The sequence below is a fragment of the Pseudomonas lalucatii genome, from assembly GCF_018398425.1.
Taxonomy (GTDB): domain Bacteria; phylum Pseudomonadota; class Gammaproteobacteria; order Pseudomonadales; family Pseudomonadaceae; genus Aquipseudomonas; species Aquipseudomonas lalucatii.
In genome coordinates, this window is record NZ_JADPMV010000001.1 from 61,388 (window position 1) to 79,078 (window position 17,691).

The 17,691-nt window shown below is 66.7% G+C and carries 15 protein-coding genes; 11 read left to right on the forward strand and 4 right to left on the reverse strand.

The genetic code is table 11. The features are described 5' to 3' along the window. The first annotated feature begins 113 nt into the window (after positions 1–113). Positions 114–716, forward strand: coding sequence for a MiaE family protein (locus I0D00_RS00250; protein ID WP_213637766.1), 603 nt, complete (start codon positions 114–116; stop codon positions 714–716). 55 nt (positions 717–771) lie between these two features. Here I0D00_RS00250 and I0D00_RS00255 read toward each other — a convergent pair whose 3' ends face one another. Next, on the reverse strand, positions 772–1,986 hold the full coding sequence (locus tag I0D00_RS00255; protein ID WP_213637767.1) for an MFS transporter: 1,215 nt from the start codon (positions 1,984–1,986) through the stop codon (positions 772–774). Between the two features lie 120 nt (positions 1,987–2,106). Between I0D00_RS00255 and I0D00_RS00260 the strand changes: the two genes are divergently transcribed. After that, positions 2,107–2,985, forward strand: coding sequence for a LysR family transcriptional regulator (locus I0D00_RS00260; protein ID WP_213637768.1), 879 nt, complete (start codon positions 2,107–2,109; stop codon positions 2,983–2,985). A gap of 9 nt (positions 2,986–2,994) precedes the next feature. Here I0D00_RS00260 and lpxH read toward each other — a convergent pair whose 3' ends face one another. Together lpxH and I0D00_RS00270 are read right to left on the reverse strand one after the other, a co-directional pair. Continuing rightward, on the reverse strand, positions 2,995–3,717 hold the full coding sequence (gene lpxH / locus I0D00_RS00265) for a UDP-2,3-diacylglucosamine diphosphatase (RefSeq protein ID WP_213637769.1): 723 nt from the start codon (positions 3,715–3,717) through the stop codon (positions 2,995–2,997). Then, positions 3,714–4,208: a peptidylprolyl isomerase gene (locus I0D00_RS00270; protein WP_213637770.1), complete on the reverse strand. Its 495-nt coding sequence runs from the start codon at positions 4,206–4,208 to the stop codon at positions 3,714–3,716. Before I0D00_RS00270 ends, lpxH begins: the two co-directional genes overlap by 4 nt. 119 nt (positions 4,209–4,327) lie before the next feature. Here I0D00_RS00270 and I0D00_RS00275 point away from each other — a divergent pair, with 119 nt between their 5' ends. The 3 genes from I0D00_RS00275 to I0D00_RS00285 all read left to right on the forward strand — a co-directional run bounded on the left by I0D00_RS00275 (position 4,328) and on the right by I0D00_RS00285 (position 9,501). Then, positions 4,328–5,998, forward strand: a complete 1,671-nt coding sequence (locus tag I0D00_RS00275) for a glutamine--tRNA ligase/YqeY domain fusion protein (protein ID WP_213637771.1) — start codon at positions 4,328–4,330, stop codon at positions 5,996–5,998. Then, a complete protein-coding gene (gene cysS / locus I0D00_RS00280) occupies positions 5,998–7,383 on the forward strand; it encodes a cysteine--tRNA ligase (RefSeq protein ID WP_213637772.1) in 1,386 nt (461 codons plus the stop codon). The genes I0D00_RS00275 and cysS overlap by 1 nt, the downstream gene beginning before the upstream one ends. A gap of 159 nt (positions 7,384–7,542) precedes the next feature. Next, positions 7,543–9,501: a DEAD/DEAH box helicase gene (locus I0D00_RS00285; RefSeq protein WP_213637773.1), complete on the forward strand. Its 1,959-nt coding sequence runs from the start codon at positions 7,543–7,545 to the stop codon at positions 9,499–9,501. A 10-nt stretch (positions 9,502–9,511) separates the two neighbouring features. On the opposite strand, the gene I0D00_RS00290 is transcribed toward I0D00_RS00285, so the two are convergent. Next, complete coding sequence (locus tag I0D00_RS00290) at positions 9,512–11,377, reverse strand: sigma-54-dependent Fis family transcriptional regulator (protein WP_213637774.1); 1,866 nt, start codon at positions 11,375–11,377, stop codon at positions 9,512–9,514. 313 nt (positions 11,378–11,690) lie between these two features. Between I0D00_RS00290 and I0D00_RS00295 the strand changes: the two genes are divergently transcribed. The 6 genes from I0D00_RS00295 (at position 11,691) to I0D00_RS00320 (ending at position 17,686) form a co-directional block, all read left to right on the forward strand. Further along, a complete protein-coding gene (locus tag I0D00_RS00295) occupies positions 11,691–12,785 on the forward strand; it encodes an ABC transporter ATP-binding protein (protein WP_213637775.1) in 1,095 nt (364 codons plus the stop codon). Next, the gene (locus tag I0D00_RS00300) at positions 12,785–13,897 is read left to right on the forward strand and encodes an ABC transporter ATP-binding protein (protein ID WP_213637776.1); all 1,113 of its coding nucleotides are present in this window, start codon (positions 12,785–12,787) and stop codon (positions 13,895–13,897) included. Before I0D00_RS00295 ends, I0D00_RS00300 begins: the two co-directional genes overlap by 1 nt. Next, on the forward strand, positions 13,894–14,760 hold the full coding sequence (locus I0D00_RS00305; RefSeq protein ID WP_213637777.1) for a carbohydrate ABC transporter permease: 867 nt from the start codon (positions 13,894–13,896) through the stop codon (positions 14,758–14,760). Before I0D00_RS00300 ends, I0D00_RS00305 begins: the two co-directional genes overlap by 4 nt. A gap of 8 nt (positions 14,761–14,768) precedes the next feature. Continuing rightward, positions 14,769–15,569, forward strand: coding sequence for a carbohydrate ABC transporter permease (locus I0D00_RS00310; RefSeq protein ID WP_213637778.1), 801 nt, complete (start codon positions 14,769–14,771; stop codon positions 15,567–15,569). 10 nt (positions 15,570–15,579) lie between these two features. Then, on the forward strand, positions 15,580–15,852 hold the full coding sequence (locus tag I0D00_RS00315) for a DUF2160 domain-containing protein (RefSeq protein WP_213637779.1): 273 nt from the start codon (positions 15,580–15,582) through the stop codon (positions 15,850–15,852). A 91-nt stretch (positions 15,853–15,943) separates the two neighbouring features. Then, a complete protein-coding gene (locus I0D00_RS00320; RefSeq protein ID WP_213637780.1) occupies positions 15,944–17,686 on the forward strand; it encodes an ABC transporter substrate-binding protein in 1,743 nt (580 codons plus the stop codon). Positions 17,687–17,691: the final 5 nt, after the last annotated feature.

Below are 17,691 nucleotides of genomic sequence, written 5' to 3' on the forward strand. Positions count from 1 at the left end.
GGCGGCGCGGCGCCTTGTCTTGACCACGGTCAACGCTGCGGCTGGCTGTTCCGGGCGTCATTCGTATAATGGCCGGCCGTGCCCGCTGGCGCCGCCATCCCAACCGTGAGCCTATGCAACTGCTACCCGAGATCGAAGCCTTTCTCCTCTGTCCCACGCCGGACGCCTGGATCGACCAGGCCCTGCAGCATCAGGACATCATGCTGATCGACCACGCCAACTGCGAGAAGAAGGCCGCCTCGACGGCCATGACCCTGCTGTTCCGCTATATCGAGAAGGCCGATTTGCAGTACAACTTGTCGCGTCTGGCCCGCGAGGAGCTGCGCCACTTCGAGCAGGTCGCGGCCCTGATGGCCAAGCGCGGCATCGCCTACCGGCCGGTCAGCGCGGCCTTTTACGCCCAGCGCCTGCACAAGCACATACGCAGCGCCGAGCCGCACAAGCTGGTGGACACCCTGATCGTCGGCGCCTTTATCGAGGCGCGTTCGTGCGAGCGCTTCTTCCGCCTGGCGCCGCACCTGGACGAGGAGCTGGGGCAGTTCTACCGTTCGCTGCTCAAGTCCGAGGCGCGCCACTACCAGGGTTACCTGAAGATGGCCCGGGACTATGCCGGCGAGTCGATCGACGAGCGGGTCGCGTATTTCGCCGAGGTGGAGCGCGAGGCGATCCTCACGCCGGACAAGGAGTTCCGCTTCCACAGCGGCGTCGCTGCCTAAGCCGCATCGAAGAGGGCTGCCACCGGGTGTGCCGGCGGCAGCTAGCGGGCTGCCGTCAGAAGGCGCCGGCCGTTGGCGGGATGATCGGCAGCACCTTGCGGTTGCCGCGCAGGATGACGATGGCCAGGGCCACCAGCAGCAGGGAGGCGGCCGTCAGCACGAAGAACACGTCGTGCAGCGAGCCGGTGGTCTCGCGGATATAGCCGGCCAGGAGGTTGCCCAGGGTGCCGCCCAGGCCGAAGGTCACCATGCAGATGCCGCTGATCTGCATGGTCGCGGTCGAGGAATAGTGCTGGTTGACCCAGCCGGCGACGATGCCCCACATCGGGAAATACATCAGGCCGTAGCCGAAGCCGGCGACCAGGGCGAACCTGCCCGGATCGAGGATGAACGCCAGCAGGCCCAGGGCGAAACCGCTGAAGATCACCATCAGTGCGGTGCCATGGCCCCGGCGGTCGGCCAGCTTGCCGGTGATGAAGCCCGCCACCATGCCCGTGCCGCCCACCGTCGCCCAGGTATAGCCGCCCAGGGCCGCGGGCAGGCTGAGCTCATCCAGATAGGTATTGAGCCAGTAGGAGAACGGCATGGTGGTGAAGCCCACCAGCAGGCAGATCAGGCAGGCGAACAGCGCGGTGCGCTCGCCGATGATGGTGGCGAACAGCTTCGACGTGGGGATCGCGGCGTCGACCGGAGCGGGGCCGGCGGTCGGGCAGGCGGGTGCGCTCTTCAGGTCGCGCAGCATGTGCCAGGTCAGGGCCACCACCAGCAGGCCGAACAGCCCGGCGACCTGCCAGCTGGCCTGCCAGCCGAGCAACGGCACCACCACCAGGATCAGCAGGCCGTTGAGGGCGTAGCCCCAGGCCGTGCCGCTGGAGGCGCAGGACAGGTAGGTCGAGCGCTGCTCGGCGCGGGCGCAGCGGCTGACGATCTCGACGATGCAGCCCCAGCTGATCGCCGCGCTGGCGGCCAGGCAGGTCAGGGTCAGGGTGATCAGCAGCGGATCGCGCAACTGCGACATGCACAGCAGCAGGGCGCTGCTGAAGATGCCGGTCAGCAGGGCCAGGCGGCCGGTGCCGAGACGATGGCCGACCAGGCCGAGCAGCATGGCCCCGCCCAGATAGGCCAGCTGGGTCAGGGCGCCGATGGTCGCCAGCTGCCAGGCGCTGATGTCGATGGACTCGCGCATGAAGGGCATCAGGGCGGCAAACAGGAACATGCCAAAGCCGTGGCTGACGATCTGGTTCATGCCGAAGGTGGTGGGCATCCGCATTGATTCAGGCTCCGAGGCAGCTCGCAGGGGTGAGCTGGATGCTGGCCAAAATAGAGGCTTGTCAGCGTTCAGGAAAACGATAAATATTGATCACTGCTTTCAATAAGGTTGAATTCTGTGATGCGTGACCTGCCCATAGCCTTGCTGCGCACCTTCGTGGTGGTCGCCGAGACGCTCAACCTGACCACCGCGGCGGCGCGCCTGCACCGCGCGCCCTCGACCATCAGCATGCAGCTCGGCCGCCTGGAGGAACTGGTCTCGGCCGAACTGCTGCAGCGCGGCCAGTACGGCGTCAGGCTGACCCCGGCTGGCGAGCAGCTGAAGTCCTGCGCCCCGCAGCTGTTGAACCTGCATGACCGCATCCTCGGTACCTTCCAGCATGCCGAGGTGGGGGGCCAGGTGCGCTTCGGCACCCACGACCAGTACGCCACCCGCAGCCTCACGCCGCTGCTGGAGGCCTTCGTGTTGAGCTATCCCGAGGCCAGCCTGGAGGTGGTCTGCGACCATCGTCCCGAACACCTGGCGGCGCTGGTGGCCGATGGCAAGTTGGACCTGGCCCTGGTGGAGATGCCGGCCTCGTCCACGGGCGGCCGCCGGCTGTTTCGCGACGAGCTGGTGTGGGTGGGCGCCGAGGCCCACTCGACCCATGAGCGCGCGCCCTTGCCGTTGGCGGTGTTCGTCGAGGGCTGTTACCACCGGGCCTCTGCGGACAAGGCCCTGGCCGGGGCGCAGATTCCCTACCGCGTCGCCTTCACCAGCCAGAGCCGCGCCGGGGTGCTGGCGGCGGTGCGTGCCGGGATAGGCGTGGGCATCATCCCGCGCTCGACCCTGGAGCCGGGGCTGCGGGTAATAGAGGAAGGCTTGCCGCCCTTGCCGGGCACGGACATCACCCTGTTCGTCGCCGAGCAGGTCAACGAGGCGACCCTGCGCCTGGCGCAGACCATAGAGGCGAGCCCGCAATACCGGCGCTACGAGCGCCAGGTCGCGCTGCAGCGCTAGGCGCGCGGCTCAGGCGAGGGGGAAGGGGGCCAGCGTCCAGCCTTGGCCGTCGATCTGCAGGGCCCAGCCCTGCTTGTCCCAGTCGCCCAGCACGATGCGCCGCGCCGGCTGGCCGGCCACCTGCAGTGCATGCTCCGCCGGGCGGTGGGTATGGCCGTGGATCAGCGTGCGCACGCCTTGGGCGGCCATGACCCGCGGCACCTCGCTGGGGGTGACGTCGACGATGGCGCTGGCCTTCATGGCGGTCTGGCTGCGGCTTTCCTTGCGCAGCTTGCGCGCCAGCTTGTGCCGGGTAGCCAGGGGCAGGTGGCGCAGGATGAACAGGCTCAGCGGATTGCGCAGCCAGCGGCGCAGGCGCATGTAGGCCTCATCCTGGGTGCACAGGCTGTCGCCGTGCATCAGCAGGACCTGTTCGCCGGCCAGTTCGACCCGGCTCGGGTCGTTCAGCAGGGTGCAGCCGGCCTCGCGGCAGAACGCCCGGCCCAACAGGAAGTCGCGATTACCGTGCATCAGGAAGATGCGCGTGCCGGCGTCGCTCAACTGGCGCAGGGCCTGGGCAACGGAGCGCTGGAAGGGGCTGATGGCATCGTCGCCGATCCACACCTCGAAGAAGTCGCCGAGGATGTACAGCGCCTCGGCCTGGCTGGCGCGGGTCTGCAGGAAATGCAGAAACGCCCGGCTGATGTCCGGGCGCTCCTCTTCAAGATGCAGGTCGGAGATCAGTAGGATCACTCAACGATCTCGGCACGCTCGATGATCACGTCGTCGACCGGCACGTCCTGGTGGCCGGACTTCATGGTGGTGGCCACGCCCTTGATCTTCTCGACCACGTCCATGCCTTCGCTCACTTCGCCGAATACCGCATAGCCCCAGCCCTGCACGGTCGGTGCGCTGTGGTCGAGGAAGGTGTTGTCGGCGACGTTGATGAAGAACTGCGCGGAGGCCGAGTGCGGTTCCATGGTACGGGCCATGGCGACGGTGCCGACCTTGTTGGAGACGCCGTTGTTGGCTTCGTTCTTGATCGGCGCGCGGGTCGGCTTCTGCTGCATGCCCGGCTCGAAGCCGCCGCCCTGGATCATGAAGTTGCTGATCACGCGGTGGAACACGGTGTTGTCGTAGTGGCCGGCCTTCACGTATTCCTTGAAGTTGGCCACGGTTTCCGGGGCCTTGTCTTCGAACAGCTTGAGGGTGATGACGCCGTGGTTGGTGTGCAGCTTGATCATGTGAGATTCGCTCTGTCGAGAAATTCGAAGGCCTGTCAGGGGGTTGACAGCTTCGGCTATGATAAGCGCTTTGTTTTAGCCGGCCTACCCTGCGCCGCACCTGCATGATCAAGGACCCCATGAGCAAGCCAGAGACTCCCGCCGCCACGAACTTTCTGCGTCCCATCGTCCAGGCCGACCTGGATTCGGGCAAGCACACGAAGATCATCACCCGTTTCCCGCCGGAGCCCAATGGTTACCTGCACATCGGCCATGCCAAGTCGATCTGCCTGAACTTCGGCCTGGCCAAGGAGTTCGGCGGCGAGTGCAACCTGCGCTTCGACGACACCAACCCGGCCAAGGAAGACCAGGAATACATCGACGCGATCAAGAGCGACGTGCAGTGGCTGGGCTTCCAGTGGGCCGGCCAGGAGCACTACGCCTCCGATTACTTCGACCAGCTGCACGACTGGGCCGTCGCGCTGATCGAGGCGGGCAAGGCCTACGTCTGCGACCTGTCGCCGGAGCAGGCTCGCGAGTACCGCGGCAACCTCACCGAGCCGGGCAAGAACAGCCCGTTCCGCGAGCGTAGCGTGGAGGAGAACCTCGACCTGTTCGCCCGCATGAAGGCCGGCGAGTTCCCCGACGGCGCCCGCGCCCTGCGCGCGAAGATCGACATGGCCTCGCCGAACATGAACCTGCGCGACCCGATCCTCTACCGCATTCGCCACGCCCATCACCACCAGACCGGCGACAAGTGGTGCATCTACCCCAGCTACGACTTCACCCATGGCCAGTCGGACGCCATCGAGGGCATCACCCATTCGATCTGCACCCTGGAGTTCGAGGACCATCGTCCGCTGTACGAGTGGTTCCTGGCCAACCTGCCGGTGCCGGCGCAGCCGCGCCAGTACGAGTTCGCCCGCCTCAACCTGAACTACACCATCACCAGCAAGCGCAAGCTCAAGCAGCTGGTCGATGAGCAGCATGTCGAGGGCTGGGACGATCCGCGCATGTCGACCCTGTCCGGCTACCGCCGCCGCGGCTACACCCCGGCCTCGATCCGCACCTTCTGCGACATGATCGGCGTCAACCGCGCCGGCGGCGTGGTGGACATCGGCATGCTCGAGTTCGCCATCCGCGAGGACCTCGACGCCAATGCCGCCCGCGCCATGTGCGTGCTCAAGCCGCTCAAGGTGGTGATCAGCAACTACCCCGAGGGCCAGGTGGAAAACCTCGAGCTGCCCCGCCATCCCAAGCAGGACATGGGCGTGCGCGTGCTGCCGTTCAGCCGCGAGCTCTACATCGACGCCAGCGACTTCGAGGAAGTCCCGCCGGCCGGCTTCAAGCGCCTGGTGCCGGGCGGCGAAGTACGCCTGCGCGGCAGCTACGTGATCCGCGCCGACGAGGCGATCAAGGATGCCGACGGCAATATCGTCGAACTGCGCTGCAGCTACGACGAGAACACCCTGGGCAAGAACCCCGAGGGCCGCAAGGTCAAGGGCGTGATCCACTGGGTGCCGGCCGCCGAGAGCGTCGAGTGCGAAGTGCGCCTGTACGACCGGTTGTTCCGTTCGGCCAATCCGGAGAAGGTGGAGGAGGGCGCCAGCTTCCTCGACAACATCAATCCAGAATCGTTGACTGTGCTCAAGGGCTGCCGCGCCGAGCCGTCGCTGGCCCAGGCGCAGCCCGAAGAGCGCTTCCAGTTCGAGCGCGAGGGCTATTTCTGCGCCGACCTCAAGGACAGCCAGCCGGGCGCCCCGGTGTTCAACCGCACCGTGACCCTGCGCGACTCCTGGGGAGGCCAATAATGGCGCTGTCGATCTACAACACCCTGAGCAAGACCAAGGACGTCTTCAAGCCGCTGGTGGACAACCAGGTGCGCATGTACGTGTGCGGCATGACCGTCTACGACTTCTGCCACATCGGCCATGCGCGGGTGATGGTGGCCTTCGACGTGATCGCCCGCTGGCTGCGCCATAGCGGCTATCAGCTCAACTACGTGCGCAACATCACCGACATCGACGACAAGATCATCAAGCGTGCCCAGGAAAACGGCGAGCCGTTCGAGGCCCTGGTCGAGCGCATGATCGCCGCCATGCACGAGGACGAAGCCCGCCTGGCGGTGCTGCGTCCGGACCAGGAGCCCCGCGCCACCGGCCATATCGCCGGCATGCACCAGATGATCCAGACCCTGATCGACAAGGGCTTCGCCTACGCCCCGGGCAACGGCGACGTCTACTACCGGGTCGGCAAGTTCGTCGGCTACGGCAAGCTGTCGAGGAAGAAGATCGAGGACCTGCGGGTCGGCGCCCGTATCGAGGTCGACGAGTCCAAGCAAGACCCGCTGGACTTCGTCCTGTGGAAGGGCGCCAAGCCCGGCGAGCCGAGCTGGGATTCGCCCTGGGGCAAGGGCCGGCCGGGCTGGCACATCGAGTGCTCGGTGATGTCCACCTGCTGCCTGGGCGAGACCTTCGACATCCACGGCGGCGGCCCGGACCTGGTGTTCCCCCACCACGAGAACGAGATCGCGCAGAGCGAGGCGGCCACCGGCAAGCTCTACGCCAAGGCCTGGATGCACGCCGGCGCGGTGCGGGTGGACGGCGAGAAGATGTCCAAGAGCCTGGGCAACTTCTTCACCATCCGCGAGGTGCTGGAAAAGTACCACCCCGAGGTGGTGCGCTACCTGCTGGTCGCCAGCCACTACCGCAGCCCGATCAACTATTCCGAGGACAGCCTCAAGGAAGCCAAGGGCGCCCTGGAGCGTTTCTACCATGCCCTGCGCGGCCTGCCCGAGGTGGCGCCGGTCGGCGGCGAGGCCTTCGCCCTGCGCTTCAGTGCGGCCATGGACGACGACTTCAACTCCCCGGAAGCCTGCGCCGTGCTGTTCGAGATGGCGCGCGAGGTCAACCGCCTGCGCGACGCCGACCTGCCGGCCGCCGCCGGCCTGGCCGCGCGCCTGAAGCAACTGGCCGGGCTGCTCGGCGTGCTGCAACTGGAGGCGGACGCCTTCCTCCAGGCCGGCGCCGGAGGCAAGGTGGACGCCGCCGAGGTGGAAGCCCTGATCGCCGCCCGCCTGCAGGCCCGCGCCGAGAAGAACTGGGGCGAGTCCGACCGCATCCGCGACCAGCTCGGCGCCATGGGCGTGGTGCTGGAGGACGGCAAGGGCGGCACGACCTGGCGCCTGGCCGAGTAGGCCGAGCCCCCGCCAGCAACGAGGCCGCCGGAACGCGGCCTTTTTGTTGGTCGTTCTTCGGCCGTTGCCGGTAGCGGGGGCGGGGCCGACGGTCCCGGTTCCTGCAATGGCAACACATGGTTCAACGGCCTATACGGCCTATCGAGTGGAACACGGCGAATGTTGTCAGCTGTCAGGCGTTACAAGGTGCTGGTCTCCGACGCCCTGGTGCGCTGCTTTCCCCGCACCACGGCGTACCTGCGCGGCGAGAGCGCCGCAGGCCCGGGCGCACCAGGAGCCAAGGGGCCGGCGCGGCCGAAGCAGGGCGGTGCCGGCAAGGTGCAAGGCGCCGCTGCGCGCAAGCCCGCCAAACCCCGCGGCACGTCGAAGAAGGCGCCCACTGCAGGGATCTATGGCCGCGCCGGGATGAAGGTCGAGGAGCATCAGGTCCAGGCGATGCGCGAGAAAGTGGCCCAGGCCGTGGCCGCGGGGCTGATCGGTCCGCCGTCGGACGAGCAATGGGCGATGATCCTCAGCGATCGTCCCCTGACCCGGATCTTTGCCGGGGCGGGCTCGGGGAAGTCCACGACGCTGGTGCTGCGGGTGGTGTTCATGCTGGCGCACCTGGGGATCGACCCGGCTCGCCTGACGGTGATCTCCTTTACCAATGCATCCTGCGCCGAGTTGCGCGCGCAATTGCGCCGGGTGCTGCGGGTCTGGCAGTACCCCTTCGATGACGCGGCGGCGCGGCGCTGCGTGCGTACCTTCCATTCGGCCATGGCCGCGCTGGCCAGGGAGGTGCTGGGCACGCCGCTCTGGTTCGAACAGCTGGACGACAAGGGGGCGGCGCAGGAGCCGGACAACCCGCTGGCGGCGTCGCGGCTGCGGCCGGCCCAGCGGCGCCTGCTGCAGCAGGCCTATCAGCGCTGCTACGACGAGGAGGCGCAGTTCCGGCTGCGGGTGCATGCCTTGCTCGGTCTGCCGGAGCCGGTGCCGGGCGCCCCGGTGGCGAAGGCGCCGCTGGACGGCTACAGGCTGGATGGCGAGTTCACCCCCGTGCCGCTGTTCGAGGCCTTCTACGCCCAGGCCGGATTCATGCAGAGCATCGCTATAGAGCTGGACCGGATGCGTCCCGAGACGCTGGCTGGCACGGGCCGCGAACGCCTGTTCGTCGAGGCCCTGCTGCAGTTCTGGCGCGTCTTCGAGGCCTGCCTGGCCGAGCGAGGGCTGATGACCTTCGATGGCGCCTTCCTGCGCCTGACCCGGATGTTCGAGGCGGGCGGCACTGCCACCTCCAGCGCGCCGCTGGCCCCGCTCGGCCATCTGCTGATCGATGAGTTCCAGGATATTTCGCCGCAGATCGTCCGATGGCTGCGCGCCGTGCACGGCAACCTGGCGCGCCAGGGCGAGGCGGTGAGCCTGATGGCGATCGGCGACGACTGGCAGTCCATCTACGGCTGGCGGGGCAGCTCCCCCGAGCTGTTCATGGAATTCGACCGCCACTTCCCGAGCCGCGGCCGGGCGAATCGCAGCCAGGTATTGCTGCTGGCCACCAACTACCGGTCGGTCGCGCCGGTGCTGCGCGATGCGGAACTGGTGCTCGATGCCGTCGCGGTCAAGCAGGCCAAGTCGAGCATGGCCTTCCGGGCCGTGCGTCCCGGCGATCACGGCGTCAGGTTGCAGACGGGCTTCGACATCAAGCAGCACCTGCCCAGGCTGCTGCGGGAGATCGAGGCGCAGTGCGCCGCGGTGGCCAGCCGCGGCACGGCCGAGCGCACCGCGGTGCTGGTGTTGAGCCGGCGCAACGAGCCGCTACGCGCGATCAAGGCCGCGCTGGACAGCCACCTGTCGGTCAAGGCCTACAGTATCCACCGGGCCAAGGGCTTGCAGGCCGAGGTGGCGATCATCGTCGACGACTGCGCCGCGCCGCAGACGCACCCTCTGCGCAATGCGCTCTATGCCTATTCGGGGTTGTTCCGCAACAGCTACGACCAGGCCATGCAGGACGAGAGTCTGCGCCTGGCCTATGTGGCTATTACCCGCGGGGTGAGCCGGGTCGTCTGGTTCACGCGCAGGCCCCAGGGCGCGACGCAGCTGTTGGCGAGCAGGGCCGGCCGGCAGGGGCGCGAGGCCTGCTGAGGCCGCGTGGCTAGGGTTTCAGGCCCTGCGCGCGCAGGCGCTTGTACAGGGTATTGCGGCTGACACCGAGGCGCCGGGCCAGGTGCGAGATGTTGCCGGCGCAGGCCTGGTACTGGCTGGCCAGGTCATGGTCGCCGGCGCCGTCCGCCGGGCCGTGCCGAGGGCGGACGACACCTGGTTCGGGGCGTCCGGCCAGGTCGGCGAAGAAATCGTCGGGCAGGTGCTCGGCCCGGATCGGCTGGTCCTCGGCCATGGCCAGGGCAACCTGCAGCACGCTGCCGAGCTGGCGCAGGTTGCCGGGCCAGGGGTGGCGCTCGAACAGCTCCAGCACCTCGCGACTCAGTCCCGCCCCTTGCCCGACCTCGCGATGCTGATCCCACAGGCGCTGGAACAGGGCCTGCTTGTCGCTGCGTTCGCGCAGCGGCGGCAGTTCCAGGTTGAGGCCGCTGATGCGGTAGTAGAGGTCCTGGCGGAACAGGCCGCCGTCGACGTCCTGGCGCAGCGGGCGGTTGGTGGCGGAGATCAGGCGGATATCCACCGGGTACAGCTCGCTGCTGCCCAGGGGCTGCACACAGCGCTCCTGCAGCACCCGCAGCAGGCGGGCCTGCACCCGTAGCGGCATGTCGCCGATCTCGTCGAGGAACAGCGTGCCCTTGTGGGCCTTGCGGATCAGGCCGATGCTGCCTTTCTGACTGGCACCGGTGAACGCCCCCTTCTCGTAGCCGAACAGTTCGGACTCCACCAATTCGGCGGGGATGGCCGCACAATTGACCGCGATCAACGCCTGGCCGGCACGGGAGCTGGCCTGGTGCAGGGCCTTGACGAAGACTTCCTTGCCGACCCCGGTCTCGCCGTGGACGAGTATCGGGATGTCCTTCTCCAGCAGGCGCTCGGCCTGGCGCACGGCCTTGGCCACCCGCGGGTCGCCGAGGTCGATCGCCTCCAGGGTCAGCGCCTGGGCGCTATTCGCCGGGCTCGGCGGTGGTGCGGGGCGAAAGTCCCGGGCCTGGATCGCCGCCGGTTGCTGCGGGCGCTTGAGCAGGCCGTGGAAGCGATAGCGGCCGGCGGCGCGCAGGGCGAAGGGCAGGCCCTCGGGCTGGTTGAGCAGCTGGCGCAAGGGCACACCGAACAGGCTTTCCAGCGTCACCCGCGACAGGCTGATGCCCAGCAGGGTGTCGGCGCGGCGGTTGGCGGACACCACCAGGCCGGTCTCGTCGAAGATCAGTAGGCCGGCCCACTGGCTCTCCAGGTTGTTCAGCCCGGTATTGAAGATCAGCTGGAAGTAGCGGCCCTGGAACAGGTTGAGGATCAGGCGGTTCTCCACCGACTGGCTCATCATCTTGACCATGCCCAGGGTGTGGGAGGGCGGCAGGTAGCTGTCGCTGGAGACGTCCAGCACGCCGATCATCTGTCGCTGGGCGTCGAAGATCGGCGAGGCCGAACCGGTCATGAAGCGATTGGCCTTGAGGAAGTGCTCGTCGTGCTGGATATGCACGGCCTGGGTGCTGCTCAGGGCGGTGCCTATGGCGTTGGTCCCGGCATGCCGCTCCAGCCAGCGGGCGCCGGCGACGAAACCGGACGCCAGGGCCGGCTCGACGAAGCGCCGGTCGCCCCAGGACTGCAGCAGCTGGCCCTGGCTGTCGGCCAGCATGATCAGGCAGTTGGAGTTGGCGAGGATGTTCTCGTAGTAGGGCAGCACCTCCCTGTGGGTGGTCTGCACCAGGAACTGCTGCCTGTCCAGCAGGGCCGACACCTCGCCGTCCGGGGGGCGGGAAAAGTCCGGGGCGCTGTGGTGGGACAGCCCGTGCTCGCGGCAACGGGCCCAGGAGTCCTGGATGATGGTCGCGTGGGGAAGCGCTTGGGCGGCATCCTTCATAAGGTGGTCCGATCACCTGCGTGTTGTTCTTGTTCTTGTTCGGTCGGCGAGTGGATGTTCGCCGCCGTTGTTCTCGGTGCAGGATGTTGTTCGCCGCTGTTCATTGTCAACGCCCGGCGTGTTCAGTTGTTCAGGTTGAACAGTGGTCAGCGGTTCGATCGAGCCCTGGTCTGGCGGCGGTTTGTTCGATAAAAGCCTTTTTATTCAATGGCCTGCAGGAGGTGTCGGGGAGGCGGGGGAAAGTGGCACGGATGTCGCTAAGTCATGGCGAGGCGGTTCATACCGCAGGACATAACAAGAATAAGGGCACGCCATGTCGCTTACCCTCGAGCATGTCAGCCGCATCGTCGACAACCAGGTCTATATCGACGATGCCTGCCTGACCTTCGAACCCGGTTCCTTCAACGTACTGCTCGGCCGCACCCTGGCGGGCAAGACCAGCCTGATGCGCCTGATGGCGGGGCTGGACAGGCCGAGCAGCGGCCGCATCCTGATGAGCGGCGCGGATGTGACCGGCGTGCCGGTGCGCAAGCGCAACGTGTCGATGGTCTATCAGCAGTTCATCAACTACCCGACCCTTACGGTATTCGAGAACATCGCCTCGCCGCTGCGCCAAGCCGGGGTCGGCCAGGCGGAGATCGTCCAGAAGGTCGAGGAAACGGCGCGCATGCTGCATATCGAGAAGCTGCTGCAGCGTTACCCGCTGGAGCTGTCCGGCGGCCAGCAGCAGCGCACGGCCATGGCCCGGGCGCTGGTCAAGGAGGCCGACCTGGTGCTGTTCGACGAGCCGCTGGTGAACCTCGACTACAAGCTGCGCGAGGAGCTGCGCCAGGAGATGCGCGAGCTGTTCCAGGCGCGCCACACCATCGCCATCTATGCCACCACCGAGCCGAACGAGGCGCTGGCCCTGGGCGGCACCACCACGGTGCTCCACGAGGGGCGGGTGGTGCAGAGCGGCAAGACCGCCGAGGTCTACCACCGGCCGCAGCAGGTCCTGGCGGCCGAGTTGTTCTCCGAGCCGCCGATCAATCTGCTGGGTGGGCATATCAGCGCCACCGAGGTGAGCTTCGAGGAGGCCGTGCATTTCCCGCGCAACCCCGACCTGGACGAGCTGGACGAGGGTGCCTACCGCTTCGGCGTGCGCCCCAGCCATATCGGCCTGGTGCCGTCCAACGACGACGACCTGGAGCTGGCGGTGACCGTCGAGCTGGCGGAAATCAGTGGCTCGGAGACCTTCCTGCATGTGGGCAACGAACATGTCTCCCTGGTCCTGCACCTGCCCGGGGTACACGAGTACGACGTCGATACGCCGATCCTCATCTACATCCCGACCCACAAGCTGTTCGTCTTCGACAGCCGGGACCGGCTCGCGCAGGCGCCCAGCCGGCGCATGGGGAGGGGTGCCTGATGGCCGAGATACGCTTGCATAACCTGGCCCACAGCTACAGCCGCACGCCGGCGGGCCCCCAGGACTACGCGATTCGCGAGATGAACCACGTCTGGGAGCAGGGTGGGGCCTATGCCTTGCTCGGTCCCTCCGGCTGCGGCAAGTCGACCCTGCTGAACATCATCTCCGGATTGCTCAGCCCCTCGGAGGGGCAGGTGCTGTTCGATGCCAAGGAGGTCAACCGGCTGCCCCCGGAGCAGCGCAACATCGCCCAGGTTTTCCAGTTTCCGGTGGTCTACGACACCATGACGGTGTTCGACAACCTGGCTTTCCCGCTGCGCAACCAGGGCCTGGCCGAAGCCAAGGTGCTGAGCAAGGTGCATGAGATCGCCGAGGTGCTCGACCTGCACCCGCTGCTGCACAAGAAGGCGCGCAACCTGACCGCAGACGAGAAGCAGAAGGTCTCCATGGGCCGCGGCCTGGTGCGCGACGATGTGTCGGCGATCCTCTTCGACGAGCCGCTGACGGTGATCGACCCCCACCTGAAGTGGAAGCTGCGGCGCAAGCTCAAGCAGATCCACGAGCAGTTCAACATCACCATGGTCTATGTCACCCACGACCAGCTGGAGGCCTCGACCTTCGCCGACAAGATCGCGGTGATGTACGGCGGCCAGATCGTCCAGTTCGGCACGCCGCGGGAGCTGTTCGAACGCCCCAGCCACACCTTCGTCGGCTATTTCATCGGCAGCCCGGGGATGAACCTGATCGAGGTCGAGCGCTGCCCCGGTGGGGTGCGCTTCGGTGCCATCGAGTTGCCGCTGGCCGATGCCCTCAACCGGCGCCTGACCGAGTGCCCGGACAAGCGCCTGCAGGCCGGCATCCGCCCGGAGTTCGTGCACGTCTGGGAGGGCCCCTACGAGGGGGCTTTCTGCAGTGAGGTGGTACATGTGGAGGACCTGGGCACCTACAAGATCCTCACCCTGCGCCTGGGCGAGCAGCTGCTCAAGGCGCGCCTGCAGGAGGACCAGCAGGTGCCGCACAGGCAGGCGTACATCAGCTTCCCGGCGCAGTGGCTGCTGCTCTACGCCGACGACGTGCTGGTCGACAGCGCACAGGCGGAGGAGCGGGCATGAACAAGGTGCACAACAACCGGGCCTGGTGGCTGGTGCTGCCGGTCTTCCTGCTGGTGGCCTTCAGCGCCATCGTGCCGATGATGACGGTGGTCAACTACTCGGTGCAGGACATCTTCGACCAGTCCAGCCGCTACTTCGTCGGCGTCGACTGGTTCCGCCAGGTGCTGCAGGACACGCGCCTGCACGACTCGCTGCTGCGCCAGTTCATCTACTCGGCCTGCGTGCTGCTGATCGAGATTCCCCTGGGGATAGGCATCGCCCTGTGCATGCCGACCAAGGGGCGCTGGGCCTCGCTGTGCCTGATCCTCATGGCCATTCCGCTGCTGATCCCGTGGAACGTGGTCGGCACCATCTGGCAGATCTTCGGCCGCGCCGACATCGGCCTGCTGGGCTGGAGCCTGAACGAGCTGGGGGTGGCCTACAACTATGCCTCCGACACCGGCGACGCCTGGGTCACGGTGCTGGTCATGGACGTGTGGCACTGGACCTCGCTGGTGGCGCTGCTGTGCTACTCCGGCCTGCGGGCGATCCCCGATGTCTACTACCAGGCGGCGCGCATCGACCGCGCCTCGGCCTGGGCGGTGTTTCGTCACATCCAGCTGCCCAAGCTCAAGAGCGTGCTGCTGATCGCGGTGATGCTGCGCTTCATGGACAGCTTCATGATCTACACCGAACCCTTCGTGCTCACCGGCGGCGGGCCGGGCAACGCCACCACCTTCCTCAGCCAGACCCTGACCCAGATGGCGGTCGGCCAGTTCGACCTGGGGCCGGCGGCGGCCTTCTCCCTGGTGTACTTCCTGATCATCCTGCTGGTGTCCTGGCTGTTCTATACGGCCATGACCCACGACGACAAGCAACGCTGAGGTCGACCATGAGCATACGCAAACGTCTGGTGCTGCTGGGCTACCTGCTGTTCCTGCTGGTGCCGATCTACTGGCTGCTGAACATGTCGTTCAAGAGCAACACCGAGATACTCGGCGGGCTGAGCCTGTGGCCCCATGCCTTCACCCTGGACAACTACCGGGTGATCTTCACCGATCCGAGCTGGTACCAGGGCTACCTCAACTCGCTGTACTACGTCAGCCTCAACACCCTGATCTCGCTCAGCGTGGCGTTGCCGGCGGCCTATGCCTTCTCGCGCTACCGCTTTCTCGGCGACAAGCACCTGTTCTTCTGGCTGCTGACCAACCGCATGGCGCCGCCGGCGGTGTTCCTGCTGCCGTTCTTCCAGCTGTATTCCTCCATCGGCCTGTTCGACACCCATATCGCCGTGGCCCTGGCCCATTGCCTGTTCAACGTGCCGCTGGCGGTATGGATTCTCGAGGGCTTCATGTCCGGGGTGCCCAAGGAAATCGACGAGACCGCCTATATCGACGGCTACAGTTTCCCGAAATTCTTCGTGAAGCTGTTCATCCCGCTGATCGGCTCGGGCATCGGCGTGACGGCGTTCTTCTGCTTCATGTTCTCCTGGGTCGAACTGCTGCTGGCGCGCACCCTGACCTCGGTGGAGGCCAAGCCGATCGTCGCGGTGATGACCCGCACCGTGTCGGCCTCGGGGATCGACTGGGGCGTGCTGGCGGCGGCCGGGGTATTGACCATCCTGCCAGGCATGCTGGTGATCTGGTTCGTGCGCAACCATGTGGCCAAGGGCTTCGCCCTGGGCCGGGTGTAAGGAGAGGACTATGGAGTGGATGGCTTGGACCCTGCCGACGGGGCTGTTCTTCGGCGCCATCGCCCTGACCCTGGTGGGCATGACGGCCTGGGAATTGCGTTCGCCCAGCGTGGAGCGCAAGGGCTTCCTGCCGATTGCCACCACCCGCGGCGATCGCCTGTTCATCGGTCTGCTCGGCAGCGCCTACCTGCATCTGCTGGTGGTCGGCGCGACCGACTGGAGTGTCTGGACGGCCTCGTTGCTGTCCCTGTTGTGGCTGCTTGCAGTGATGCGCTGGGGCTAATCCGCGGCGCTGGCCTCGTCCCGCCGGTGGGTTTCGGCGGTGCAGGGCGCAGACCGTGCTGCCTCTTATAAAAACTGAGATGGAGGTCTCCATGTTCGACAATAACAACAACACCCGACATAGCGTGGCCCTGGCCGCCTTGCTGGCACTGTCCGGGCTCAGCGGTGCGGCCTGGGCGGATGCCTACGAGGAGGCGGCGAAGAAATGGATCGCCGAGGAGTTCAACCCCTCGACCCTGACGCCGGAGCAGCAGCTGGCCGAGCTGCAGTGGTTCATCAAGGCGGCCGAGCCGTTTCGTGGCATGAGCATCAGTGTCGCCTCGGAAACCATCGCCACCCACGAATACGAGTCCAAGGTGCTGGCCAAGGCGTTCAGCGAGATCACCGGCATCCAGCTCAAGCACGACCTGATGCAGGAAGGCGATGTGGTCGAGAAGCTGCAGACCCAGATGCAGTCCGACAAGAATATCTACGATGGCTATATCAACGACTCGGACCTGATCGGCACCCACTTCCGCTACGGCAAGGCGGTGGCGATCAGCGACATGATGGCAGGCGAGGGCAAGGCGGTGACCTCGCCGACCCTGGATCTGCCGGACTTCATCGGCACCTCGTTCACCACCGGACCGGACGGCAAGCTGTATCAGCTGCCCGACCAGCAGTTCGCCAACCTCTACTGGTTCCGCGCCGACTGGTTCGAGCGCCCGGAACTCAAGGCCAAGTTCAAGGAAATCTACGGCTATGAGCTGGGCGTGCCGGTCAACTGGTCGGCCTACGAGGATATCGCCGAGTTCTTCTCCGAGAAGGTCAAGGAAATCGACGGCCAGCGCGTCTACGGCCACATGGACTACGGCAAGAAGGACCCGTCCCTGGGCTGGCGCTTCACCGATGCCTGGTTCTCCATGGCCGGCGGCGGCGACAAGGGGCTGCCCAATGGCCTGCCGGTGGACGAGTGGGGCATCCGCGTCGACGGCTGCCGGCCGGTCGGCTCCAGTGTCGAGCGCGGTGGCGACACCAACGGCCCGGCGGCGGTCTATGCCACCACCAAGTACGTCGACTGGATGCGTCAATATGCACCGCCTGAGGCCCAGGGCATGACCTTCTCCGAGGCCGGTCCGGTGCCGGCCCAGGGCAACATCGCCCAGCAGATCTTCTGGTACACCGCCTTTACCGCCGACATGACCAAGCCCGGCCTGGCGGTGGTCAACGGCGACGGCACGCCGAAGTGGCGCATGGCGCCGTCGCCCAAGGGGCCCTACTGGGAAGAGGGCATGAAGCTCGGCTACCAGGACGCCGGTTCCTGGACCTTCCTCAAGTCGACCCCGGAGAAGCAGCGCCTGGCGGCCTGGCTGTACGCCCAGTTCGTCACCTCCAAGACCGTGTCGCTGAAGAAGACCCTGGTCGGCCTGACGCCGATCCGCGAGTCGGACATCAACTCCCAGGCCATGACCGATGCGGCGCCCAGGCTGGGCGGCCTGGTGGAGTTCTACCGCAGCCCGGCCCGGGTACAGTGGACGCCGACCGGCACCAACGTGCCCGACTACCCGCGCCTGGCGCAGTTGTGGTGGCAGTTCATCGCCGAGGCGGCCAGTGGCGACAAGACGCCGCAGCAGGCGCTCGATGGCCTGGCGGCGGCGCAGGACACCATGCTCGGGCGCCTGGAGCGTTCCGGGGTACTGGGCGAATGTGGGCCTAAGCTGAACGAGCCGCGCGACCCGCAGTACTGGCTGGATCAGCCCGGCGCGCCGAAAGCCAAGCTGGCCAACGAGAAGCCCAGGGGCGAAACCATCAACTACGACGAACTGCTGAAATCCTGGGAGCAGGGGCGCAGCTAAGCGCT